This window comes from Paenibacillus sp. CECT 9249 (genome assembly GCF_918697855.1).
Lineage (GTDB): Bacteria > Bacillota > Bacilli > Paenibacillales > Paenibacillaceae > MSJ-34.
In genome coordinates this window covers 1-18120 of sequence record NZ_CAKKLI010000018.1, presented here as the reverse complement: position 1 = coordinate 18120, position 18120 = coordinate 1, and the positions used below count along the sequence as shown (strand labels likewise).

The 18120-nt window shown below is 51.7% G+C and carries 15 protein-coding genes; 13 read left to right on the top strand and 2 right to left on the bottom strand.

Annotated elements, in window-relative coordinates; all coding sequences use genetic code 11:
• Window positions 1-310: 310 nt before the first annotated feature.
• Window positions 311-1042 carry a DUF4352 domain-containing protein gene (locus tag LQ229_RS14250; RefSeq protein WP_230192098.1) on the bottom strand — a complete coding sequence of 244 codons (732 nt, stop codon included), beginning with the start codon at window positions 1040-1042 and terminating at the stop codon, window positions 311-313.
• A 184-nt stretch (window positions 1043-1226) separates the two neighbouring features.
• Between LQ229_RS14250 and LQ229_RS14245 the strand changes: the two genes are divergently transcribed.
• On the top strand, window positions 1227-1781 hold the full coding sequence (locus LQ229_RS14245; protein WP_216536501.1) for a DJ-1/PfpI family protein: 555 nt from the start codon (window positions 1227-1229) through the stop codon (window positions 1779-1781).
• Between the two features lie 479 nt (window positions 1782-2260).
• Here the strand turns inward: LQ229_RS14245 and LQ229_RS14240 are convergent, their stop codons facing one another.
• Window positions 2261-2671 carry a hypothetical protein gene (locus LQ229_RS14240; RefSeq protein WP_230192097.1) on the bottom strand — a complete coding sequence of 137 codons (411 nt, stop codon included), beginning with the start codon at window positions 2669-2671 and terminating at the stop codon, window positions 2261-2263.
• Between LQ229_RS14240 and cyoA the strand changes: the two genes are divergently transcribed.
• The 12 genes from cyoA (at window position 2634) to LQ229_RS14180 (ending at window position 17974) form a co-directional block, all read left to right on the top strand.
• Entirely contained in the window at window positions 2634-3602 is a 969-nt protein-coding gene (gene cyoA, locus LQ229_RS14235) for a ubiquinol oxidase subunit II (RefSeq protein WP_216536521.1), read from the top strand. The two genes, LQ229_RS14240 and cyoA, sit on opposite strands and share 38 nt — an antisense overlap.
• A gap of 20 nt (window positions 3603-3622) precedes the next feature.
• Window positions 3623-5593, top strand: coding sequence for a cbb3-type cytochrome c oxidase subunit I (locus LQ229_RS14230; RefSeq protein WP_216536502.1), 1971 nt, complete (start codon window positions 3623-3625; stop codon window positions 5591-5593).
• Window positions 5593-6207, top strand: coding sequence for a cytochrome o ubiquinol oxidase subunit III (gene cyoC, locus LQ229_RS14225; RefSeq protein WP_216536503.1), 615 nt, complete (start codon window positions 5593-5595; stop codon window positions 6205-6207). Before LQ229_RS14230 ends, cyoC begins: the two co-directional genes overlap by 1 nt.
• A 1-nt stretch (window position 6208) precedes the next feature.
• The gene (cyoD, locus tag LQ229_RS14220; RefSeq protein WP_216536504.1) at window positions 6209-6553 is read left to right on the top strand and encodes a cytochrome o ubiquinol oxidase subunit IV; all 345 of its coding nucleotides are present in this window, start codon (window positions 6209-6211) and stop codon (window positions 6551-6553) included.
• 304 nt (window positions 6554-6857) lie between these two features.
• On the top strand, window positions 6858-7766 hold the full coding sequence (locus tag LQ229_RS14215; RefSeq protein WP_216536505.1) for a sugar ABC transporter permease: 909 nt from the start codon (window positions 6858-6860) through the stop codon (window positions 7764-7766).
• Window positions 7767-7790: 24 nt separating this feature from the next.
• On the top strand, window positions 7791-8615 hold the full coding sequence (locus tag LQ229_RS14210) for a carbohydrate ABC transporter permease (RefSeq protein WP_216536506.1): 825 nt from the start codon (window positions 7791-7793) through the stop codon (window positions 8613-8615).
• 106 nt (window positions 8616-8721) lie between these two features.
• Entirely contained in the window at window positions 8722-10101 is a 1380-nt protein-coding gene (locus LQ229_RS14205; protein ID WP_230192096.1) for an extracellular solute-binding protein, read from the top strand.
• Window positions 10102-10221: 120 nt separating this feature from the next.
• On the top strand, window positions 10222-12039 hold the full coding sequence (locus LQ229_RS14200; protein ID WP_216536508.1) for a sensor histidine kinase: 1818 nt from the start codon (window positions 10222-10224) through the stop codon (window positions 12037-12039).
• A complete protein-coding gene (locus LQ229_RS14195) occupies window positions 12005-13615 on the top strand; it encodes a helix-turn-helix domain-containing protein (protein ID WP_230192095.1) in 1611 nt (536 codons plus the stop codon). Before LQ229_RS14200 ends, LQ229_RS14195 begins: the two co-directional genes overlap by 35 nt.
• Before the next feature lie 29 nt (window positions 13616-13644).
• Window positions 13645-15537 (top strand): DUF2264 domain-containing protein, encoded by a 1893-nt coding sequence (locus tag LQ229_RS14190; RefSeq protein WP_230192094.1) that lies wholly within the window; start codon window positions 13645-13647, stop codon window positions 15535-15537.
• Between the two features lie 26 nt (window positions 15538-15563).
• Window positions 15564-16685, top strand: a complete 1122-nt coding sequence (locus LQ229_RS14185; RefSeq protein WP_216536523.1) for a glycoside hydrolase family 88 protein — start codon at window positions 15564-15566, stop codon at window positions 16683-16685.
• Window positions 16686-16927: 242 nt separating this feature from the next.
• On the top strand, window positions 16928-17974 hold the full coding sequence (locus LQ229_RS14180; protein WP_230192093.1) for a peptidylprolyl isomerase: 1047 nt from the start codon (window positions 16928-16930) through the stop codon (window positions 17972-17974).
• The last annotated feature ends 146 nt before the right edge of the window (window positions 17975-18120 follow it).

Sequence of the window (18120 nt, the reverse complement as noted above, 5' to 3'; positions counted from 1 at the left end):
AACCAATGTCCGCCTAAACCGTGAATAAGCGATTTTGACGCGAAATAACGGCCGTACGGTCCGAATAGCAATTTCTCGATGCAACGCCGGTGACATATAATCGATAGAATTACCAATTAACTCCAAACTTCGGAGCTATGACGAATGGGATACGCTCTTCGCCATGCCGCATGCTGACTTTTATGCCGACTCTTATGCGCCCTTCGCCCGCCAAAGAATAATAAAACCGCAGGAGGGGTGTTCTCCAGCGGTTTTATATGCCATGAAAAGCAAAAGCTCTCTGTAAAGTCGGAGAGGAACCCTTGTTGCCTTACTTAGACGTTCTCAACCAGGCTCCGCCCGTTCCGTCCAGGGATCTGGCGTACGCGATGATCGGATTCGGATCGTCCTTTTTCACATGAAATCCGACCCAACCGGTATGCGACGCGCCGGCATACAATTTCGAGGCGATGCCCGGTTCCGGATCGGCCACGGAAGTACGGTCGTATACCTTGCCGTCTCCCGAGAGCAGATCGAACCTGGCAGGGTTAATCACAATTTGTTCGTCAGCGTTTTTCTTGTTCTTCGTCACGCCGAAGGTTACTTTTGCCAGCAAATACTCGTAGCCTTCCTTCGGCTCTTTATTGAACTCGTTTTGCGAAACGAGCTTCCACGCTTCTTCGCCCCGGATGACTTCATTCACGGTTAACGTTCCTTCATATTCGTATATGCCCGAATCGGAAAAGGAAACCGTCGTACCGATCGGCGCGGCATTGCGCAATGACGTTCCGGCCTTCTCGTTTGCGTTCTCCTTCTCTCCGGCGCCGGCGGCTCCCGTAATCGTAACCGTTTTGGTCTTCGGATCGTAATCGACTTTGGCGCCTAACATTTCCGAAACGGCCCGCAGCGGAACGTAGGTCGAACCGTCGATCGTTTTCACATCGGCTTTGGCGGTCTTGCCGTTCACGATCAGTTTGATGTCTTGCGCCGCAAAGACGCCGGCGGAGAAGGCAACCGCCGCAAAACAAGCTAGCGATGCGATGATGAAAGCTTTTTTCTTCATAATTCCCTCCTGAACATTTTGGTTTACATTCCCTAATTTCGATGCGGAATCGTTTTTTCCTACCGCGAAAAAAAATATTTTTCGTACGACAAATTTCCGCATTTTCCACCTCTTTACAGCGGTTATCCGTTGGTTGACAATAAATGCAGGGCAAAGCCTAAAAAAATGAATTGGAGTTGATTCCATGTCCAAAAAAGTGCTCATCATTACTGGAGACGCCGTAGAAGCTCTTGAAGTGTATTATCCTTATTTTCGCGTATTGGAGGAAGGATACGAAGCCGTCATCGCCTCGCCCAAGAAAAAATTGCTGCAAACGGTGGTGCATGATTTCGAGGGATGGGATACTTATACGGAAAAACAGGGGTACAGGCTGGAATCGCATCTCGCATTCGCGGATGTGGAACCGTCGGATTATGCGGGCCTGATCATTCCGGGAGGCCGGGCGCCGGAATATATTCGGCTCGACGAGCATATTCCGCGCATTCTCGAACATTTCCTGGAATCGAACAAGCCGATCGGGGCGATTTGCCATGCGGCTTTAGTATTTAGCGCCCTCCCGGGGAAAGGTTATTTCGAAGGGCGCACGATGACGGCATATAGCGCATGCAAATTTGACGTTGAAAATATAGGAGCGTCTTATACTTCCGAAACGCTTCATCTTGACGGCAATCTTGTTTCAGGCCATGCTTGGCCGGATTTGCCGGGATTTATGCGGGAATTTTTGAAATTGCTGCGATAGTTTGGCGGATCATCAGGCGCGAAGCTGAAAATAGCAGGTCGTCCCAGAGTCATTTTGGTGGCTTTGGGGCGGCCTTTTTTGCGTTCCCAAATTGTCGCCGCCTGAGCGAATGGGATCGTGCCCAAAGCAAATGGTTGCGGGAGTGCACTGCATTGCCTCCATAAAGGCTGCGGATTCGAGTTCATGGAAGTTGTCATGCGCGATAGTAATATTCCCCATTTTGAAGGCGATCCGCGCGGACCTAGGCGCTAACGAAACTGGCAATCCTTATTGGGCTCAAAATGAAGACATTTCCAATCATACGAAAGTACGTATCGTTATTCATAGGAAATCGGCGGTTTAATCGCTTTTTTTCCCTCATAAGCATGTTTCAGTTTCGTTAGCCTGCCCGAAAGAACGTCAGCCGTTAACGGTATGATGAAATTGGTTTCATTTGCAGGTTTCTGAATCAAAGTCATTGTCAAACTAATCTCTCCCTGCTAGCACGGTTGGTTTCCAAAGACGAACACTGCTTCCTCGTCCCAATCCGTTTTTAAAAAGGGATGCAACGCTAATGGCGGGAAAGGAGAATACCGGCAAAACGTTGAACGTTTTGTGACAGTTTCATGCGGATAAATCGGCGAAATTCCAGCTTGCTCCAGCAAATGCCGAAGATTTGTCATTCCGGTGAATAAAGTATTACGAAAAAAAGGCGGTTTTTTGTCGTAATTGTTAAGTCGGCAGTTAAGAGCTTTTATTTCTGCTATGTTAAGAGTAACAAAATAGCGGTCACGTCTCTCGTCAATGAAATATGTTACGAAGCGCATCCGCAAGAGCAGGTAAGGACAAGGAGATGAAAACTGAGTGAGACCGATGAAGCGAATTTTGATGCCCGTTCTTTTTGCCGTCATGGTTGGCCTCTTATCGGGGTGCAGCGATAAGTTTATCGTGCTCGATCCGAAAGGCCCGATCGGGTCATCGCAAAGGGATTTGATGGTCATTGCTACGATACTGTGCGCGATTGTGATCGTTCCCGTTCTGATCATGACCGTCATTATCGTATGGCGTTATCGCGACAAACCGGGCCGGAAAGCCGCGTACAAACCGAATTGGGAACATAACAACAAGCTTGAATTTACGTGGTGGACCATCCCGATCATCGTCATTATCGCGCTGGCTGCCGTAACGGTAAATTATACTTATGCGTTGGAGCCTTCCAAACAGATCGAATCGGCAAAAGAGGAAATAACGATACAAGTCACGTCGCTCGATTGGAAATGGCTGTTCAAATATCCGGATCAGGACATTGCGACGATCAATTACGCGCAAATTCCGGCTGGAGTTCCGGTGCGGTTCGAACTGACGAGCGAATCGGCGATGAACTCGTTCTGGATTCCGCAGCTCGGCGGCCAAATGTATACGATGTCGGGCATGGCGATGACGCTCTATTTGCAAGCCGATGAAGAAGGCAGCTACTACGGTTCGGGGGCCAACTTCACCGGAAAGGATTTCGCGCAAATGACGTTTAAAGTGAAGGCGACATCGGAAGACGAGTTCGATGCATGGGTGAAGGAAGTAAAAGAAACGTCCCCGCCGTTAACGGAAGAAGCTTACGAGCAGTTATTAGAACCGGGAGTTTCGGATTTGCAGTCGTTCTCCTCGTTCCCGGAAGGCTTGTTCGAGCGGGTCGTAACGAAATACGCTCCGGGCGGATCCCACCATCACGGCGGCACCAATTCGAAAGATCGAGAAAAGCCTGACGACGGGGCAAACGGCGTTATGGAAGAGTCGCAACCGTCGGAGCAAGGCGACAGTACTTCCCAACATCATCATGGGGGATAGCAAACAGAAAGGTGGTTCCTATGCTCGATAATTTGAAAGAATTCGCATCCGAGTTTTTCGTTACCGGCGATCCGCTCATTCTCGGGGCGCAAGTATCGATTGCTCTATCGGTCGTCGCGATCGTATTCGTCTTGACCTATTTCAAAAAATGGCGCTGGTTATGGACGGAATGGCTGACGACCGTCGACCATAAAAAGATCGGCATTATGTATATTATCGCATCCATATTAATGTTATTCCGCGGCGGCGTCGACGCGCTGCTTATGCGAGCCCAACTCGCCGCGCCGCAGCTTGAATTTCTGAATGCGGAGCATTACAACCAAATCTTTACGACCCATGGCGTGATCATGATTCTTTTCATGGCGATGCCGCTCATGTTCGGCTTGTTCAACATTATCGTACCGCTGCAAATCGGGGCTCGTGACGTTGCGTTCCCGTTCTTGAACTCGCTTAGCTTCTGGCTGTTCTTCTGGGGCGCGATGCTGTTCAACGTATCGTTTGTCATCGGAGGCTCCCCGGACACCGGATGGCTGGCTTATCCGCCGCTGTCGGGATTGTCGGGCAGTCCGGGCGTCGGGCAGAACTTTTATTTATGGGGCATCCAAATATCCGGGATCGGCAGCTTGGCGACAGGCATTAACTTTATCGTGACGATATTGAAAATGCGCGCGCCCGGCATGACGTTAATGAAGATGCCTGTCTTTACGTGGTCGGTTCTGTCATCCAGCTTGACGATCATCTTGGCGTTCCCGATTTTGACCGTTACGCTCGCGTTATTGTTTCTGGACCGCTTTACCGGCGCGCATTTCTTTACGCTCGACGCCGGCGGGAATCCGATGATGTACGTCAACTTGATATGGATGTGGGGACATCCCGAAGTGTATATCGTCGTCCTGCCCGCGTTCGGTATTTTTTCCGAAGTGGTCGCGACGTTTTCCAAGAAGAAATTGTTCGGCTATAAATCGATGGTGTTCGCTTTGATGACGATTAGCGTTCTCTCGTTCTTTACATGGGTTCACCATTTCTTCACGATGGGATCGGGGGCGGACGTGAACGCGTTCTTCGCGGTTACGACGATGTTGATCGCCATCCCGACCGGGGTCAAAGTGTTCAACTGGCTGTTTACGATGTTCCGGGGCAAGATTACGTTCTCGACGCCGATGATGTGGGCCGTGGCGTTCATACCGTGCTTCGTCATCGGGGGGATGACCGGCGTTCTGCTGTCGGTCGCTCCGGCCGACTTCCAGTTCCATAACAGTTACTTCCTGATCGCGCATTTCCACCAGGTGCTGATCGGTGGCGTCGTCTTCGGATATTTCGCCGGATTGTATTATTGGTGGCCCAAAATGTTCGGCTTCAAGCTGAACGAACGGCTCGGCAAATGGGCGTTCTGGTTCTGGAACATCGGTTTCTACATTTGCTTCATGCCGCAATACGCGCTTGGCTTAATGGGCATGACGCGCCGTCTCAATACGTACGATTTCGATATGGGCTGGCAGCCGCTTAACGTCGTTTCGACGGTCGGCGCATTTTTGATGGGGATCGCGTTTATTTTCCAAGTATGGCAAATCGCCTACAGCATCAAAAATCATAAAAAAGAAAAAACGGGCGACAATTGGGACGGCCGTACGCTCGAATGGTCGATTCCTTCCCCGGCTCCGGCATATAATTTCGCCATCACGCCGACGGTGGAAAGCCAGGACGATTGGTGGGAGCAAAAGCAGAAGCGGGCGCAAGGCATTCCGCCGAAGCCCGAGCCGCCGCTCGAACCGATCCATATGCCGAAAAATTCCGGCATTCCGTTTATCAAGTCGATCTGCTGGTTTGTGGCCGGCTTCGGCTTCGTCTGGGGCTGGATGTGGATGGCGATTCCAGGACTGATCGGCGTCGCAATATGCATGCTGGCGCGCTCGTTCCAATACGATACGGACTACTACATTCCGGTCGACGAGATTAAGCGTACGGAAGCAGCGTTGAGGGGGGCAAATTAATGGCACATACGATTTCGCAACGTCACGGTGCCGAACATCATGAGCATGATCATCACGATCAAGAATCGTTGAAGACGTTCGGATTTTGGCTGTTTCTCATCACCGACGTGATTCTGTTCGCCGTATTGTTCGCCACTTACGTCGTCTTACGGAATAATACGAGCGGCGGTCCTACGGCGGCAGAATTGTTTCAAATGCCGATGATTATCGCCGAAACGTTCATCTTGCTGACAAGCAGCTTTACGAGCGGCCTTGCCGTTCTGGCGATGAACCGGGGGAGCAAGCAAGGCCTGATCGGGTGGCTGGCCGTTACCGCCGTGCTCGGGATCTCTTTCATTACGCTGGAAGTGACCGAGTTCGTGCACTTGGTCGGCGAAGGGGCAACCATCTCGACCAGCGCATTTCTATCCGCCTTCTATACATTGGTCGGAACGCACGGTTTGCACGTGTCGATCGGTCTGATCTGGATGATTGCGCTTATGATTCAGCTTCGGCGCCACGGCATTACGAATGTAACGAAGCGTAAAGTGAACGTCATCAGCTTGTATTGGCATTTTCTCGACGCGATCTGGATTTTCGTCTTCACGGTCGTATACTTGATGGGGGTGATGTAGGATGAGTAACCATAACGCACATGAGGCGCATTCGCAACAAACGCATGGCGAATCCCATGGCGGTTCCTTGAAGTCCTATGTGATCGGCTTCCTGCTGTCCATCATCCTGACCGTCATTCCGCTGGTCGTCGTGATGAACGGAATGCTGAACAAAACCGCGACGGCGGTCGTCATCCTGGCGATGGCGGCGCTGCAATTTATCGTCCAACTGTTCTTCTTCATGCATATTCGCGACGGGGAGAATAAGCGTTGGAACGTTATGGCGCTTATTCTCGGCCTCGTCATCGTCGTCACGATCCTGGCGGGATCGATCTGGATCATGACCTTCAACCAAGTGGCGCATTAATCGGAATAAGGGATCCTCTGTCCGCGTTGCGACATTAACGTTGCAAAGTCCTTTATTTTATAAGGTTTGGTACATTGACTTTGTCCTTGCTTGGGCGGTCGGCTATTTCGCTGAAAACTAGTTTAAAAAATTAACGCAAGGCTAGCGGCCTATTACCCGATTGACCGGATGAGAATTCGGCTCCATCGGGTTTTTTGCGTGCGCAAAAAGTAAAATTCGTTCCAAAATGCTCATTTCTATTTCTTATGCGGCGCGCTCGTTTTTTCTACAATGAGACATACAACGGGTATAGGAGGAACCAACCATGAATCGAAAAAACAGATTCGACCATTTGAGCATGGGGACGAGAGAGCAAATTGCGGGATATTTGTTTGTCGCTCCTTTAATGATCGGTCTCGTCGTGCTAACGCTGATTCCCGTCGTGTTCTCGCTGCTGCTCAGCTTTACGAACTGGAATTTCGTCGCGGGCTTCGACGCCATCAAATTCGCGGGCTTTGACAATTTCGTCAAATTGTTCAACGACTCCGCTTTCGTTCAAAGTTTGAAGAACAATCTTATTTTCATCTTTACGGTGCCGGTGACGATGATTCTCGCGCTCGTATTTGCGATACTGATCGACAAGTATGTGTATATCAAGGATACGTTCAAGGTGATTTACTTTTTGCCGTACATATCCAGCATCGTCGCCGTAGCGATGGTATGGCAAGTGCTGTTCCATCCTTCGCTGGGGCCGGTAAACCAGACGCTCGCAGCGCTCGGCGTCGACAACCCGCCCAAATGGCTCGCCGATATCGATTTCGCGCTGCCGTCGCTGATGATGATTCAAGTCTGGATTATGCTCGGCTACAATATCATCATTTACATTGCAGGCTTGCAGTCGATTCCGAAAGATTTGTACGAAGCGGCCGATATCGACGGCGCCAACGTATGGGTGAAATTCCGCAACATTACCGTGCCGTGCATATCGCCGACCACTTTCTTCTTGCTCGTGACGGGCATTATCGGCTCCTTCAAAATATTCGACCTCATCCAGGTGTTGACGAAAGGCGGTCCGGCGAATTCGACGACCGTCATCGTATACGAATTGTACGATACGGCGTTCGTCGAGCTGAAGACAGGCTACGCTTCTTCCATGGCGCTCATCTTGTTCCTTATATGCCTCATCATTACGGCCGCGCAATGGATTGCGCAGAAGAAGTGGGTCAACTACTAAACGGCAAGGGAGGAGGAAACTTCAATGAAAAAACTATCCATTTCGAAATTATGCTGGACGATCGTTATGGCACTGATCGGTATCTTATTCCTGCTTCCGTTCATATGGATGCTGTCGGCCTCATTCAAACAGGAAATCGACGTCTTTACGTTTCCGATCGAATGGATTCCCAAACAGTGGAATGCGATCGAAAACTATAAGCAAGTATGGTCGGGGGATTTCGTCAGGTATTACGGAAATTCCATCTATATAACGGTCGCCACGACCGTCATCAACGTGTTCGTGTGCGCGCTCGCGGCTTACGGGTTTTCCAAATTGCGGTTTCGCGGCAGAGATACGATGTTCCTGCTTGTACTTGCTCTATACATGGTTCCGCCGCAAGCGTCGCTCGTCCCGCAATTCCTGCTGCTGCGCTGGTTTCATTTATACGATACGCATCTTGGGCTCATATTGCTCAACAGCTTCAGCATTATCGGGGCGTTTATGCTGCGGCAGTTCTTTATGAGCGTCAGCAACGAGTATATCGAATCGGGGAAAATCGACGGAGCCGGCCATTTCCGTTCCTTTTTCCAAATCGCGCTGCCGCTGATTCGTCCCGCGCTGGCGACCTATGCGATTTTGCGCTTCATCTGGACATGGAACGATTATCAGAATCCGCTTATTTTTCTCAAGACGAAAGCGTTGTTTACGATCCAACTGGGAATTTCGCTATTCGGCGACGAATACGGCGACGTCTACTCGCTTATGATGGCCGGAACCGTATCGGCGATATTGCCGCTGCTTATTATTTTCGCAATCGGGCAAAAGCAAGTCATCGAAGGGATCTCGCTCGGCGGCGTAAAAGGATGAAGAAGTCAAAATCGTTTCGTATACGTCAAAATTGGCCACTTCGCTTCCGAATCAATCGTGATAGGATGGCATTGTAAGCACTTACTTATGAATTAGGAGGGTCTATATGAAAAAGATTTTATCGCTCGTACTTTGTTTATCTCTGGCGCTGTTCGTTGCCGCATGCGGCAGCGGAAGCCAATCGTCGCCGCAGGCGGAACAGAATGCATCCTCGAATTCCCCGGAGGCGTCCAAAGAGTCCGCGAATGAGCCGGAACAAGCCGAGCAAGTGACGCTCAAGCTCAGCACCTGGCAGCAGGACGGGAAGGCCCAATGGAGCAAGATTATTCCGGAATTTGAAAAGAAATATCCTAACATCAAAGTCGAGCTCGATTTGTTAAGCGAGAAAGGCGATTCGCTCGCGGCGATGCAGAAGCTGGATTTGATGGCCGCTTCCAACGATCAGCTCGACATTATCGAGTTCCCGTATACCAACTATTCGCAGCGCGCCGACATCGGATTGCTCGAGCCGCTCGACGGATATATTGAACAAGAAGGCTACAACTACGATGAAGAATACCTTGTCGACACGCGCGTCAACGGTAAAATTTACGCGCTTCCGTCCTCCATGCAGCGCTGGTTCGTCATTATGAACAAAGAGGTGCTGGATCAAGAAGGCTTGCCCGTACCGACGGATTGGACCTGGAACGACTTTATGGACTATGCGAAAAAATTGACCAAAGGCGATGGAGCAAGCAAACGTTATGGCGCTTATTTGCATAACTGGCCGGATTATTTCCAATTGCAGCTGATGAGCAAATCCGCCGACAACACGTTTTTGAAGTCCGACGGAACGTCCAACGGGAAAGATCCGCTGCTCAAAACGAATCTGGAAATGATGAAGAAAATGATGTACGAGGACAAGAGCGTGAGCCCGTATGAGGACATCATCTCGCAAAAATTGCAATACCGGAACCAATATTTTAACGGAAATGCCGTCATGCTCCCGATGGGAGACTGGATGGTGGCCGAATCGGGCGGCACGGATGCGATTCCCGCCACATTCGTAACCGCATTCGCTCCGCTTCCGAAGCTGGAAAGCGAGAATGCGCATTATTCGCCGGTACAGCCGACGTATATGGGCGTTGCCGCCAAGTCGAAAAACAAGGAAGCCGCCTATCAGTTCGTCAGATGGTACACTTCCGAGGGCTTGGAAATCGGGGGAAGAGTGTTCTCCGGTTGGGCGAAATCGGATTCGGACAAATTAGTCGAAACGATCGTAGGAAATGCGAAGGACCCGTCCAAAATCGACGTGGAATCTTTGAAATATACGATGAAAAATACAATTCCGGGAAGCGCGCCCGTTCCTGCGACCTATGCCGAAGAAGTGAAAAATTCCGTCATTCCGGAAGCCGAACTGTTTCTCCTGAATAAAGAAAGCATTGATAAGACGATCGAAAAAATCGATCAAAAAATTGCGGAGATTGTTAAAAATAACGGAAAATAATCGGCCGTAAAGCGGTTGCCGCTTAATAGAAACGGATTTACAATTGAGGATACGGGGGAAACGAACGATATTCGTTCGTTTTCCCTGTCCTATTCCATTTAGATTCGAGGCCTGCATCCGGTGAAGATAAGACAACTCTCTTTGCGTCAACAATTGGTGTGGTCGGCATTAGTATGTTTCCTGGTCCCTCTTGGCGTCAATTATGTCGTAACGAATTATTTTACAAAAGATCTTATCTTGGAGAAGGCGGTTATCAGCGCGGAAGATTCGTTGAAAGCGGTGCAGTCCGATGTCGGCGGCATTATCGACCAGACGTTGGAATTGTCGAACATCGTGCTGACGAACAGCGGCATCCGCCAATTGCTGCTCTTTAGCCAGCATGACATGCAATCGGCGGAACAAAGGGAAGATTTCCTGGTGAATTACAGCCGATTGGTGCGTTTTCTGGACGATTTATTCGCGCAGAACGGCGATTTTTATGTCACGGTTTTGGGGAAAAACGGTTTAATCTATACGAATTATTCGCATATCGAGTTCAACCCGGTCACACTGTATGAACAACCGTGGTTCTCGGAGCTGGACCGTATCCCGGCCTTCTCCACCTATTGGACCGGTTTGCAGCATAATTATTTCTTGCCGGGCAATGCGTCTTCTTACCTGGTGACGATCGGGCGCCCGATCCGGACGACTTCAAGCAGCCCGGTCGGCTATGTCGTCGTCAGCGTAAACGAAAGGAAAATTCGTTCCATGCTGGCGAATACCCCGAATCAAGAAATGATGCTGTTGAACGAAGAAGGGGTCGTCATCTCCCATACCGATCCGGAGAAGATCGGAACGAGATTGGATTGGTGGAAGCGAAGCGGTGATTCGAGGACGATCGGTATTGACGGCGAAAATTATGTGTACGTCGAAAAGAAGCTGCACAACAACGAGAACTGGAGACTGGTGAACCTGATCCCATTGTCGTCGGCGCTTGCGAAAAACAAGCAAGTTTTGTTTATCAGCTTTACACTGCAATTTTTATTTTTTACGGTATTTTGCATTTTATTGACTTTGGTCATTTCCGCCATTACGAGGCCGATCGCCGAATTGAGCCGATTCGTGACGAATATCGGACGCGGGCAGCTTAACGAACGCTCCGGCATTCGCGGCCAGCATGAAGTCGGCCAACTCGGGCGGACGATCGATCATATGCTGGACCGAATCCAGTCGATGATCGAGCAAATTACGGTGGAGCAAGCCAAAAAGCGGAAAGCGGAGCTCGAAATGCTCCAGGCGCAAATCAACCCGCATTTCATGTTCAATCTTCTGAATTCGATCAGGTTGAACATTTTGATACAAGGGGATAAGGAAAACGCGGACTTGATCGGTTCGTTGTCTTCGCTGCTGCGAATGACGATCACCCGCGATAACGAATTCATTACGCTTCGGGAAGAAGTGGATACGGTATGCCATTATGTTCGTCTGATGAATTTCCGGCATGCGAACCAGGTCAGGCTTGATTTTCAAGGCGATGACGACACCGGGAATGCGTTGGTTCCGCGCTTTATGATACAGCCGCTCATTGAAAACGCCATCATTCACGGGTTCGAGCAATACGACGGACAAATCGCGATCGAGTCGGATAGCGGGAACGACGGTGCGCGGCAATGGTTGCGGATCGCGGTTCGCGACAATGGAATCGGAATGACGGAGGCAAGATTGAATGAGCTGCGGTCCAAATTGGACGGCTCGGCCGATCCGCGGGGACGCGCCCCGGCCGGTTTTTCGGGAATCGGGGTAACCAATGTGTTCCAGCGGTTGCGCTTAATCTACGGCGACCGGTTCCAAATGGAGATGAAGAGCGAGCCCAATGTGGGTACGGAAATTGCGTTGATATTTCCATTAGAGTATGGAAGGGTGGATGAGCATCATGTTGACGGCGATTCTAGTGGATGACGATTATCCGGTGGTACGGTATCTTTCGGAAACGGTCGCTTGGAAAGAACTCGGCATCGAACTCGTCGGCTGCTATTCGAACGGGCTCGAGGCATGGGAAGGCGCGCAGCGGAGCTTGCCGGACATCGTTATTACCGATATCGGCATGCCCAAAATGAACGGATTGGAAATGTTGGAAAAGCTGGGCGCCGTTCACCCGCTGTTCCGCGCGGTGATATTATCATGCCACAACGAGTTCCATTATGCGCAGCAAGCGATGAAATTGAGAGTCAGCGATTATATTCTGAAAGAAAGTTTGGACGTCGGCCAACTGCAGCGGATTTTGCGGCATATTTCGACCGATCTCTGCAAGGAAAAGGATAAAATCGCGGAAATGCTGATGTATCAACGGAAGCAATCGATCAACCAATCGGCTTTGAAGGAACAGTTTCTGAAAGATACGTTGTATCAGCCGTCGTGGACGAAGGATAATTGGATCGAGCAAGCGCGGCTGAACGGCATATCGCTCGAGGCGAAGCATTACGTGCCGATGGTCGTGTCGGTCGACCGGGCGGCCGAAGCGGCGCGGCTGCGGAATATGAACGATTATACGATCGTTTTCGCGGTCGAGAATATTTTGCAGGAAATTATGGATTCGATGCATCGATGCGTCATCTTCCGGTACAGCAATCGGGATCTGGTCGTACTGTTATGCTGCGACGATCCCGCGAGAGAAGTTCAATTAGCTTATTATTCCACGCAAAAATGCATTGCGGCTTTTCAGAATTATTTGAAAATATCCGTTTCCTGCTTGATCGGGCAAGAGGCGCGCACGCCGGACGATATCCGCAGAACGCTTGCGCCGATGTTAAACGAAGCCTGGCATCGTTTCTATCTGGAAGAAGCGAAAGTTCATCGTTTCGAGAAACAGAAATACAGCGCGGAAGATATTTACGGGGAATATTCCCGATTCTTCTCCGTCATCAACGACGCGATCGCGCTGAACCGGACGGACGAGTTGCAGAGCATTGTCGGCGGCTGGGCGGAATGGGTGAAATCCGAAAAGTTCCATCCGGGCGACGTGAAAGAGTGGGTGCTGCAACTGCTGCTCGATTTGCAGATGAAGACGAAGGTTACGCTGCAATATCAGCCTTCCCTGTCGGAAGAGAAGCTTCATGACGCCGTAAACGGAATCCGATCGATCGATCATTTGCGAGAATGGCTGCTGCAATACGTATGCGATCTCTCGCGCAAATTGAGCATGCTTGCGGTCCGTTCGAAGCGTACGGAAGTGATCAAGGCGCAGCAATACGTCATTGCGCACGTAACCGAGAAAATTACGCTGGAAGATATGGCGGCTCACCTGAATTTGAACTCCAGCTATTTCAGCCGGTTGTTCAAACGGGAAACGAATCAAAATTTTATCGAATACGTCAATATGGTCAAACTGCAAAAGGCGAAGGAACTGCTGGAACTGTCGAATAAGACGGTGGAAGAAATTTCGGATTATTTGGGCTATGCCAATAAGAGCTACTTCATTAAACTGTTCAAGCGGGAAGTCGGCATGACGCCCAGCGAATATACGGCTTGGCACTAACAAAGACGGCGGATAGGAGTATGAACCGTATGCACAAAACAACTGAAATGCCGGATTGGCAATCGTTTCGCACGAAAGCCGACTTGCAGCAAGCGGCCGTTGCAACGTTCGAGCCTTTGCGGGCGCGATTTACCCCGGGCCGTGCCGGATTGGAGCTCGGGGCGACGGGAGCGATACATAATGAAGCGATCGCTTTGATGGAGGCGTTCGCCCGGCCGCTATGGGGGCTTGTGCCGCATGCCGCCGGAGGCGGGGACAGCGATCTGTGGCCGCTCTTCCTTCAAGGAATCGCGAACGGAACCGACCCGGAACATGAGGAGTATTGGGGCGATTTCGGCACGAAGGACCAGCGAATGGTCGAGCAGGCGGCGCTTGGCCTCGGGCTGGCGCTTGCGCCGCACCGGTTGTGGGAGCCGCTGAACGAACGGCAGCGAGACAATCTGTTCCGCTGGCTCAATCAAATCAACTTGGTCGATCGTTCGAATCCGAACAATTGGCTTATGTTCACCGTGCTCGTCAATATCGGATTGATGAAGGTCGGCCTGCCTTATAACCGGGCGATTATGAACGAGTATTTGGACACGATCGACTCCTATTATTTGGACGACGGTTGGTACGCGGACGGCAAGACCGATCAGCGCGATTATTACATTCCGTTTGCGATGCATTACTATACGCTGATCTATGCGAAGCTGATGGAAGGGGAAGATCCCGGGCGCGCCGCGCGTTATCGCGAACGGGCCAAGCGCTTTGCCGAGCAATTCGTCTATTGGTTTGCCGAAGACGGAAGCAGTCTGCCGTTCGGGCGGAGCCTGACGTACCGTTTCGCGCAGGCGTCGTTCTGGTCCGCGCTCGCGTACGCCGGCGTGGAAGTGTTTACGCCGGGCGTGCTGAAAGGAATTGTCATGCGCCATTTGCGCTGGTGGTTCCGCCAACCGATCTTTGCGCCGGACGGATTGCTCAGCATCGGGTACGCTTATCCGAACCTGATCATGGGAGAGAACTATAATGCGCCGGGCTCGCCTTATTGGGCTTACAAAACGTTCCTCGTGCTGGCCTTGCCGGACGACGATCCTTTTTGGCTGGCGGAGGAAGAGCCGCTGCCCGCGCTTGGAGCGGCATCCGCGCAGCCGCATGCGCGAATGATCGTTTGCCGTCCGGAAGGGGACCGGCATGTGACGGCGCTCGCATCCGGGCAAATGGCCAACTTCGATATGGCGCACAGCGCAGCGAAATACGCCAAGTTCGCGTATTCGACGCTGTTCGGCTTCAGTGTGCCGAAGGCGTACTACGGCTTGGTGCAGGGCGCCTACGATTCGACGCTGGCGCTCAGCGAATGCGACGACCATTACCGCGTGCGGCGGTTTTGCGAGGAGTTCGCGATCGCGGAGCGCTATGTCTATTCGCGCTGGCTGCCTTGGCGCGACGTCGAAGTGCGGACATGGCTCGTGCCTGCGGGCGTGTGGCATGTCCGCATTCACCGTATCGCGACCGGGCGGCCGCTTGACGCGGCCGAAGGCGGCTTTGCCGTGCGGCGTCCGGCCGATTTCGCGATCCGCGAAGAAGACGCGATTATGACCGTGCCATGCGGCATTGCCGCCATCTTGCCATGGGGCGTCAGCGGGATCGCGAACGTGGAGGGCCATGGGCAGGCCGAGATGATTTATCCGGACGCCAACACGAATGTGCTGCACCCGCGCACGATGATTCCTACGCTGACGACCCGGTTGGAGCCGGGGGAACATTGGCTCGTCTCCGCCGTGATTGGGGCGACGCATAGCGAGGAGAACGTGCGGCGATGGGCGCGGCCGCCTCGCGTCGAGCGCGCGGCGGGAGGATCCGCCATCGTCGTGCGGGACCCGGAGTCGGGCGAGATATGGTGCGAGGCGCCCGTTTCGCGATCGCGTACGGATGCGCAATAGAGCTCTGGAAGGGGATGGAAGAAGCGATGTGGCAACAAGCGATCGAACAAGCTTTGCATATACTGAAGAATAATATTGCCGGCCACCCGGGAAAGCTGCCGCATATTACGGAAGGGCAGCGCTACGAGTGGGGCGGCAACGACGATTGGATCGAGGGCTTCTATATCGGCATGATGTGGCTGGCTTACGAATACAGCGGGGACGCTTACTATAAAGAGGCGGCAGAGTCGTTCCTGCCGAACTTCAAGGACCGGTTGGATCGTCATGTGGAGCTGGATCACCACGATATCGGCTTCTTGTATTCGCTGTCGGCCGTCGCCCAGTGGCGGACGACCCGAAGCGAGGAAGCGCGCGCCGTGGCCCTGCAGGCGGCGGAGAAGCTGTGCGGGCGGTGGCGGCCGGGGATGGGCGCGATTCAGGCGTGGGGCGTCGAGGGCGATCCCGATAACGGGGGACGGATCATTATCGACTGTTTGCTGAACTTGCCGCTCCTGTTCTGGGCTTGCGAACAGACGGGCGACCGCAAATATTACGACATCGCCTATCGGCACGCCCGCAAGAGCCTGAAGTTTCTCGTGCGCGGCGACGGTTCCTCTTACCACACGTTTTATTTTGATCCGAGCACGGGCCATGCGCTTCGCGGCGGCACGCATCAAGGATACGAGGACGGATCGACGTGGACGCGCGGACAGGCATGGGGCATCTACGGCTTCGCGCTCGCCTATCGATATACGAAGGATGCCGCGTTTTTGGACGCATCCAAACGGCTTGCCCGCTATTTTATCGAAAGGCTGCCTGAGGACTACGTCGTATACTGGGATTTCGACGTTCCGCTCGAGCCCGGAACGCCGCGCGACAGCTCCGCTTCCGCGATCGCCGCATGCGGTCTGCTCGAACTGCTGGAATGGCTCGGCGACAGCGACCCCGATCGGGAATCGTTCGAGAAAGCGTTGCGGCAAAGCATGTATTCCTTGTCGACGAACTATGCGGAAGCAAGCCATTCCAAAGCGGAAGGGTTGTTGCGGCACGGGTCCTACCACGTCAGGGGCAACCGCGCGCCGGACGACTATATGATTTGGGGCGACTATTATTATTTGGAAGCGCTGGTGCGGATGCAAAAAGGAATAAGAGGATATTGGTACGAGTAATCGTATGCAAGGAAAACCTTCGGATGATCGAATCCGGAGGTTTTTTTGCGCAAATTGGGGGGGGGATGTGAAGCCATGATGCGAGATAGATCAAATATAACGGCAGATTTCGGAGCTAAACATATAATCGGTAAAAATTGTCTGGCATCTGTCAAATTAGTTCATTACATCGTTATTTTCACCCTGCCATAATGTAGGTAATCTTTCATGAAAGGGCTTTCTTTTTAAGGAGGGGGGTTGCTGTGAAGCGGAAACAGTCAGTAAGAAGCATGGGCGTATTGTGGGTATGCTCCGCGTTGATCGTCGGAATTGCCATGATCGTTGTATGGGGAGGCTCGTCGCGGGCGGCGGAGGATGCCGTCGTATTGACCATTGACGATTATCCCGTTACCGTTTCCGAGTTTCAAGTTTTTTTGCAAAACAACAAGGCGCTGACTGCCGGCTATTTCAAACGAATGTATGATGCGGATTACAGCGACGATTTCTGGACTTCGACCTACGGCGGTGAAAATCCGTTGCATTATGCCAAGCGACAAACGATCAAAGACATCAAGAAACAGAAGGTCGAACAGATAGTTATGAAAGAACACGGCATCATCGAGGATTTGTCGTATCACGCATTTTTGAAAAAATTGGCGGAGGAAAACGGCGAGCGGCAACGGAAAATTCAAAACAACGAACCCGTCTACGGTCCCAAAACGTACGGCGTCAATGAATTTTATTCCTATACCCAAAGCATCAATTACCAACGATTAGTCGATACCTTGGTTCGACAAGAGCGGGCTTCTCTTTCCGATTCCGAGTTGAAGCCTTTGTACGAACAGGTGAAGCGGGATTATTTTTATAAAGGATTCGGATTCGATTACGAGAAGATCGCGGCCGCAAACGGTACGGAGGCGATCGATACGTTGCAAGAACTGCGGAAATCGGCGTCTGCGGCACGGGGGAATATCGGACAAGATCAACTTCCCGCCACAGTTCGCATGGAAACATTGCATTTGGATTTGGAAGAAAGGTCCAAGGACGACGATATGGCCCGTTATCTTCACGATGCATTCACCACGATGCAGGCCGGCGAATTGACGGAGATCGTCCCAACAGATGAGGGCGCCGTCACGTACAGGCTTGTTGCCGTTCGGGACCAAGGATATGAAGCGTACGAGCAGGTGAAAGCTCCGTTAATTCAAATCTATGTCCAAAAGCGGCTCGAGCAAGAGATCGACCGGCGGATAAGAGACGCGGACGTGCAAATAAACGAGGAGGTGTTGGCGCAAATATCGCTTACTTAATCGCTGTCTATATATCAATTAAGTCCAGCGGTAAGATGTCAAGTCCCTGATTCTTGAGAATTGGAAATTTTCTTGGCCGTAAAGCAAGGGAGTCAGGGAAAATGACAGCACCAAACTAAACCCAGCCCGAAAATCAAGTCATTTAC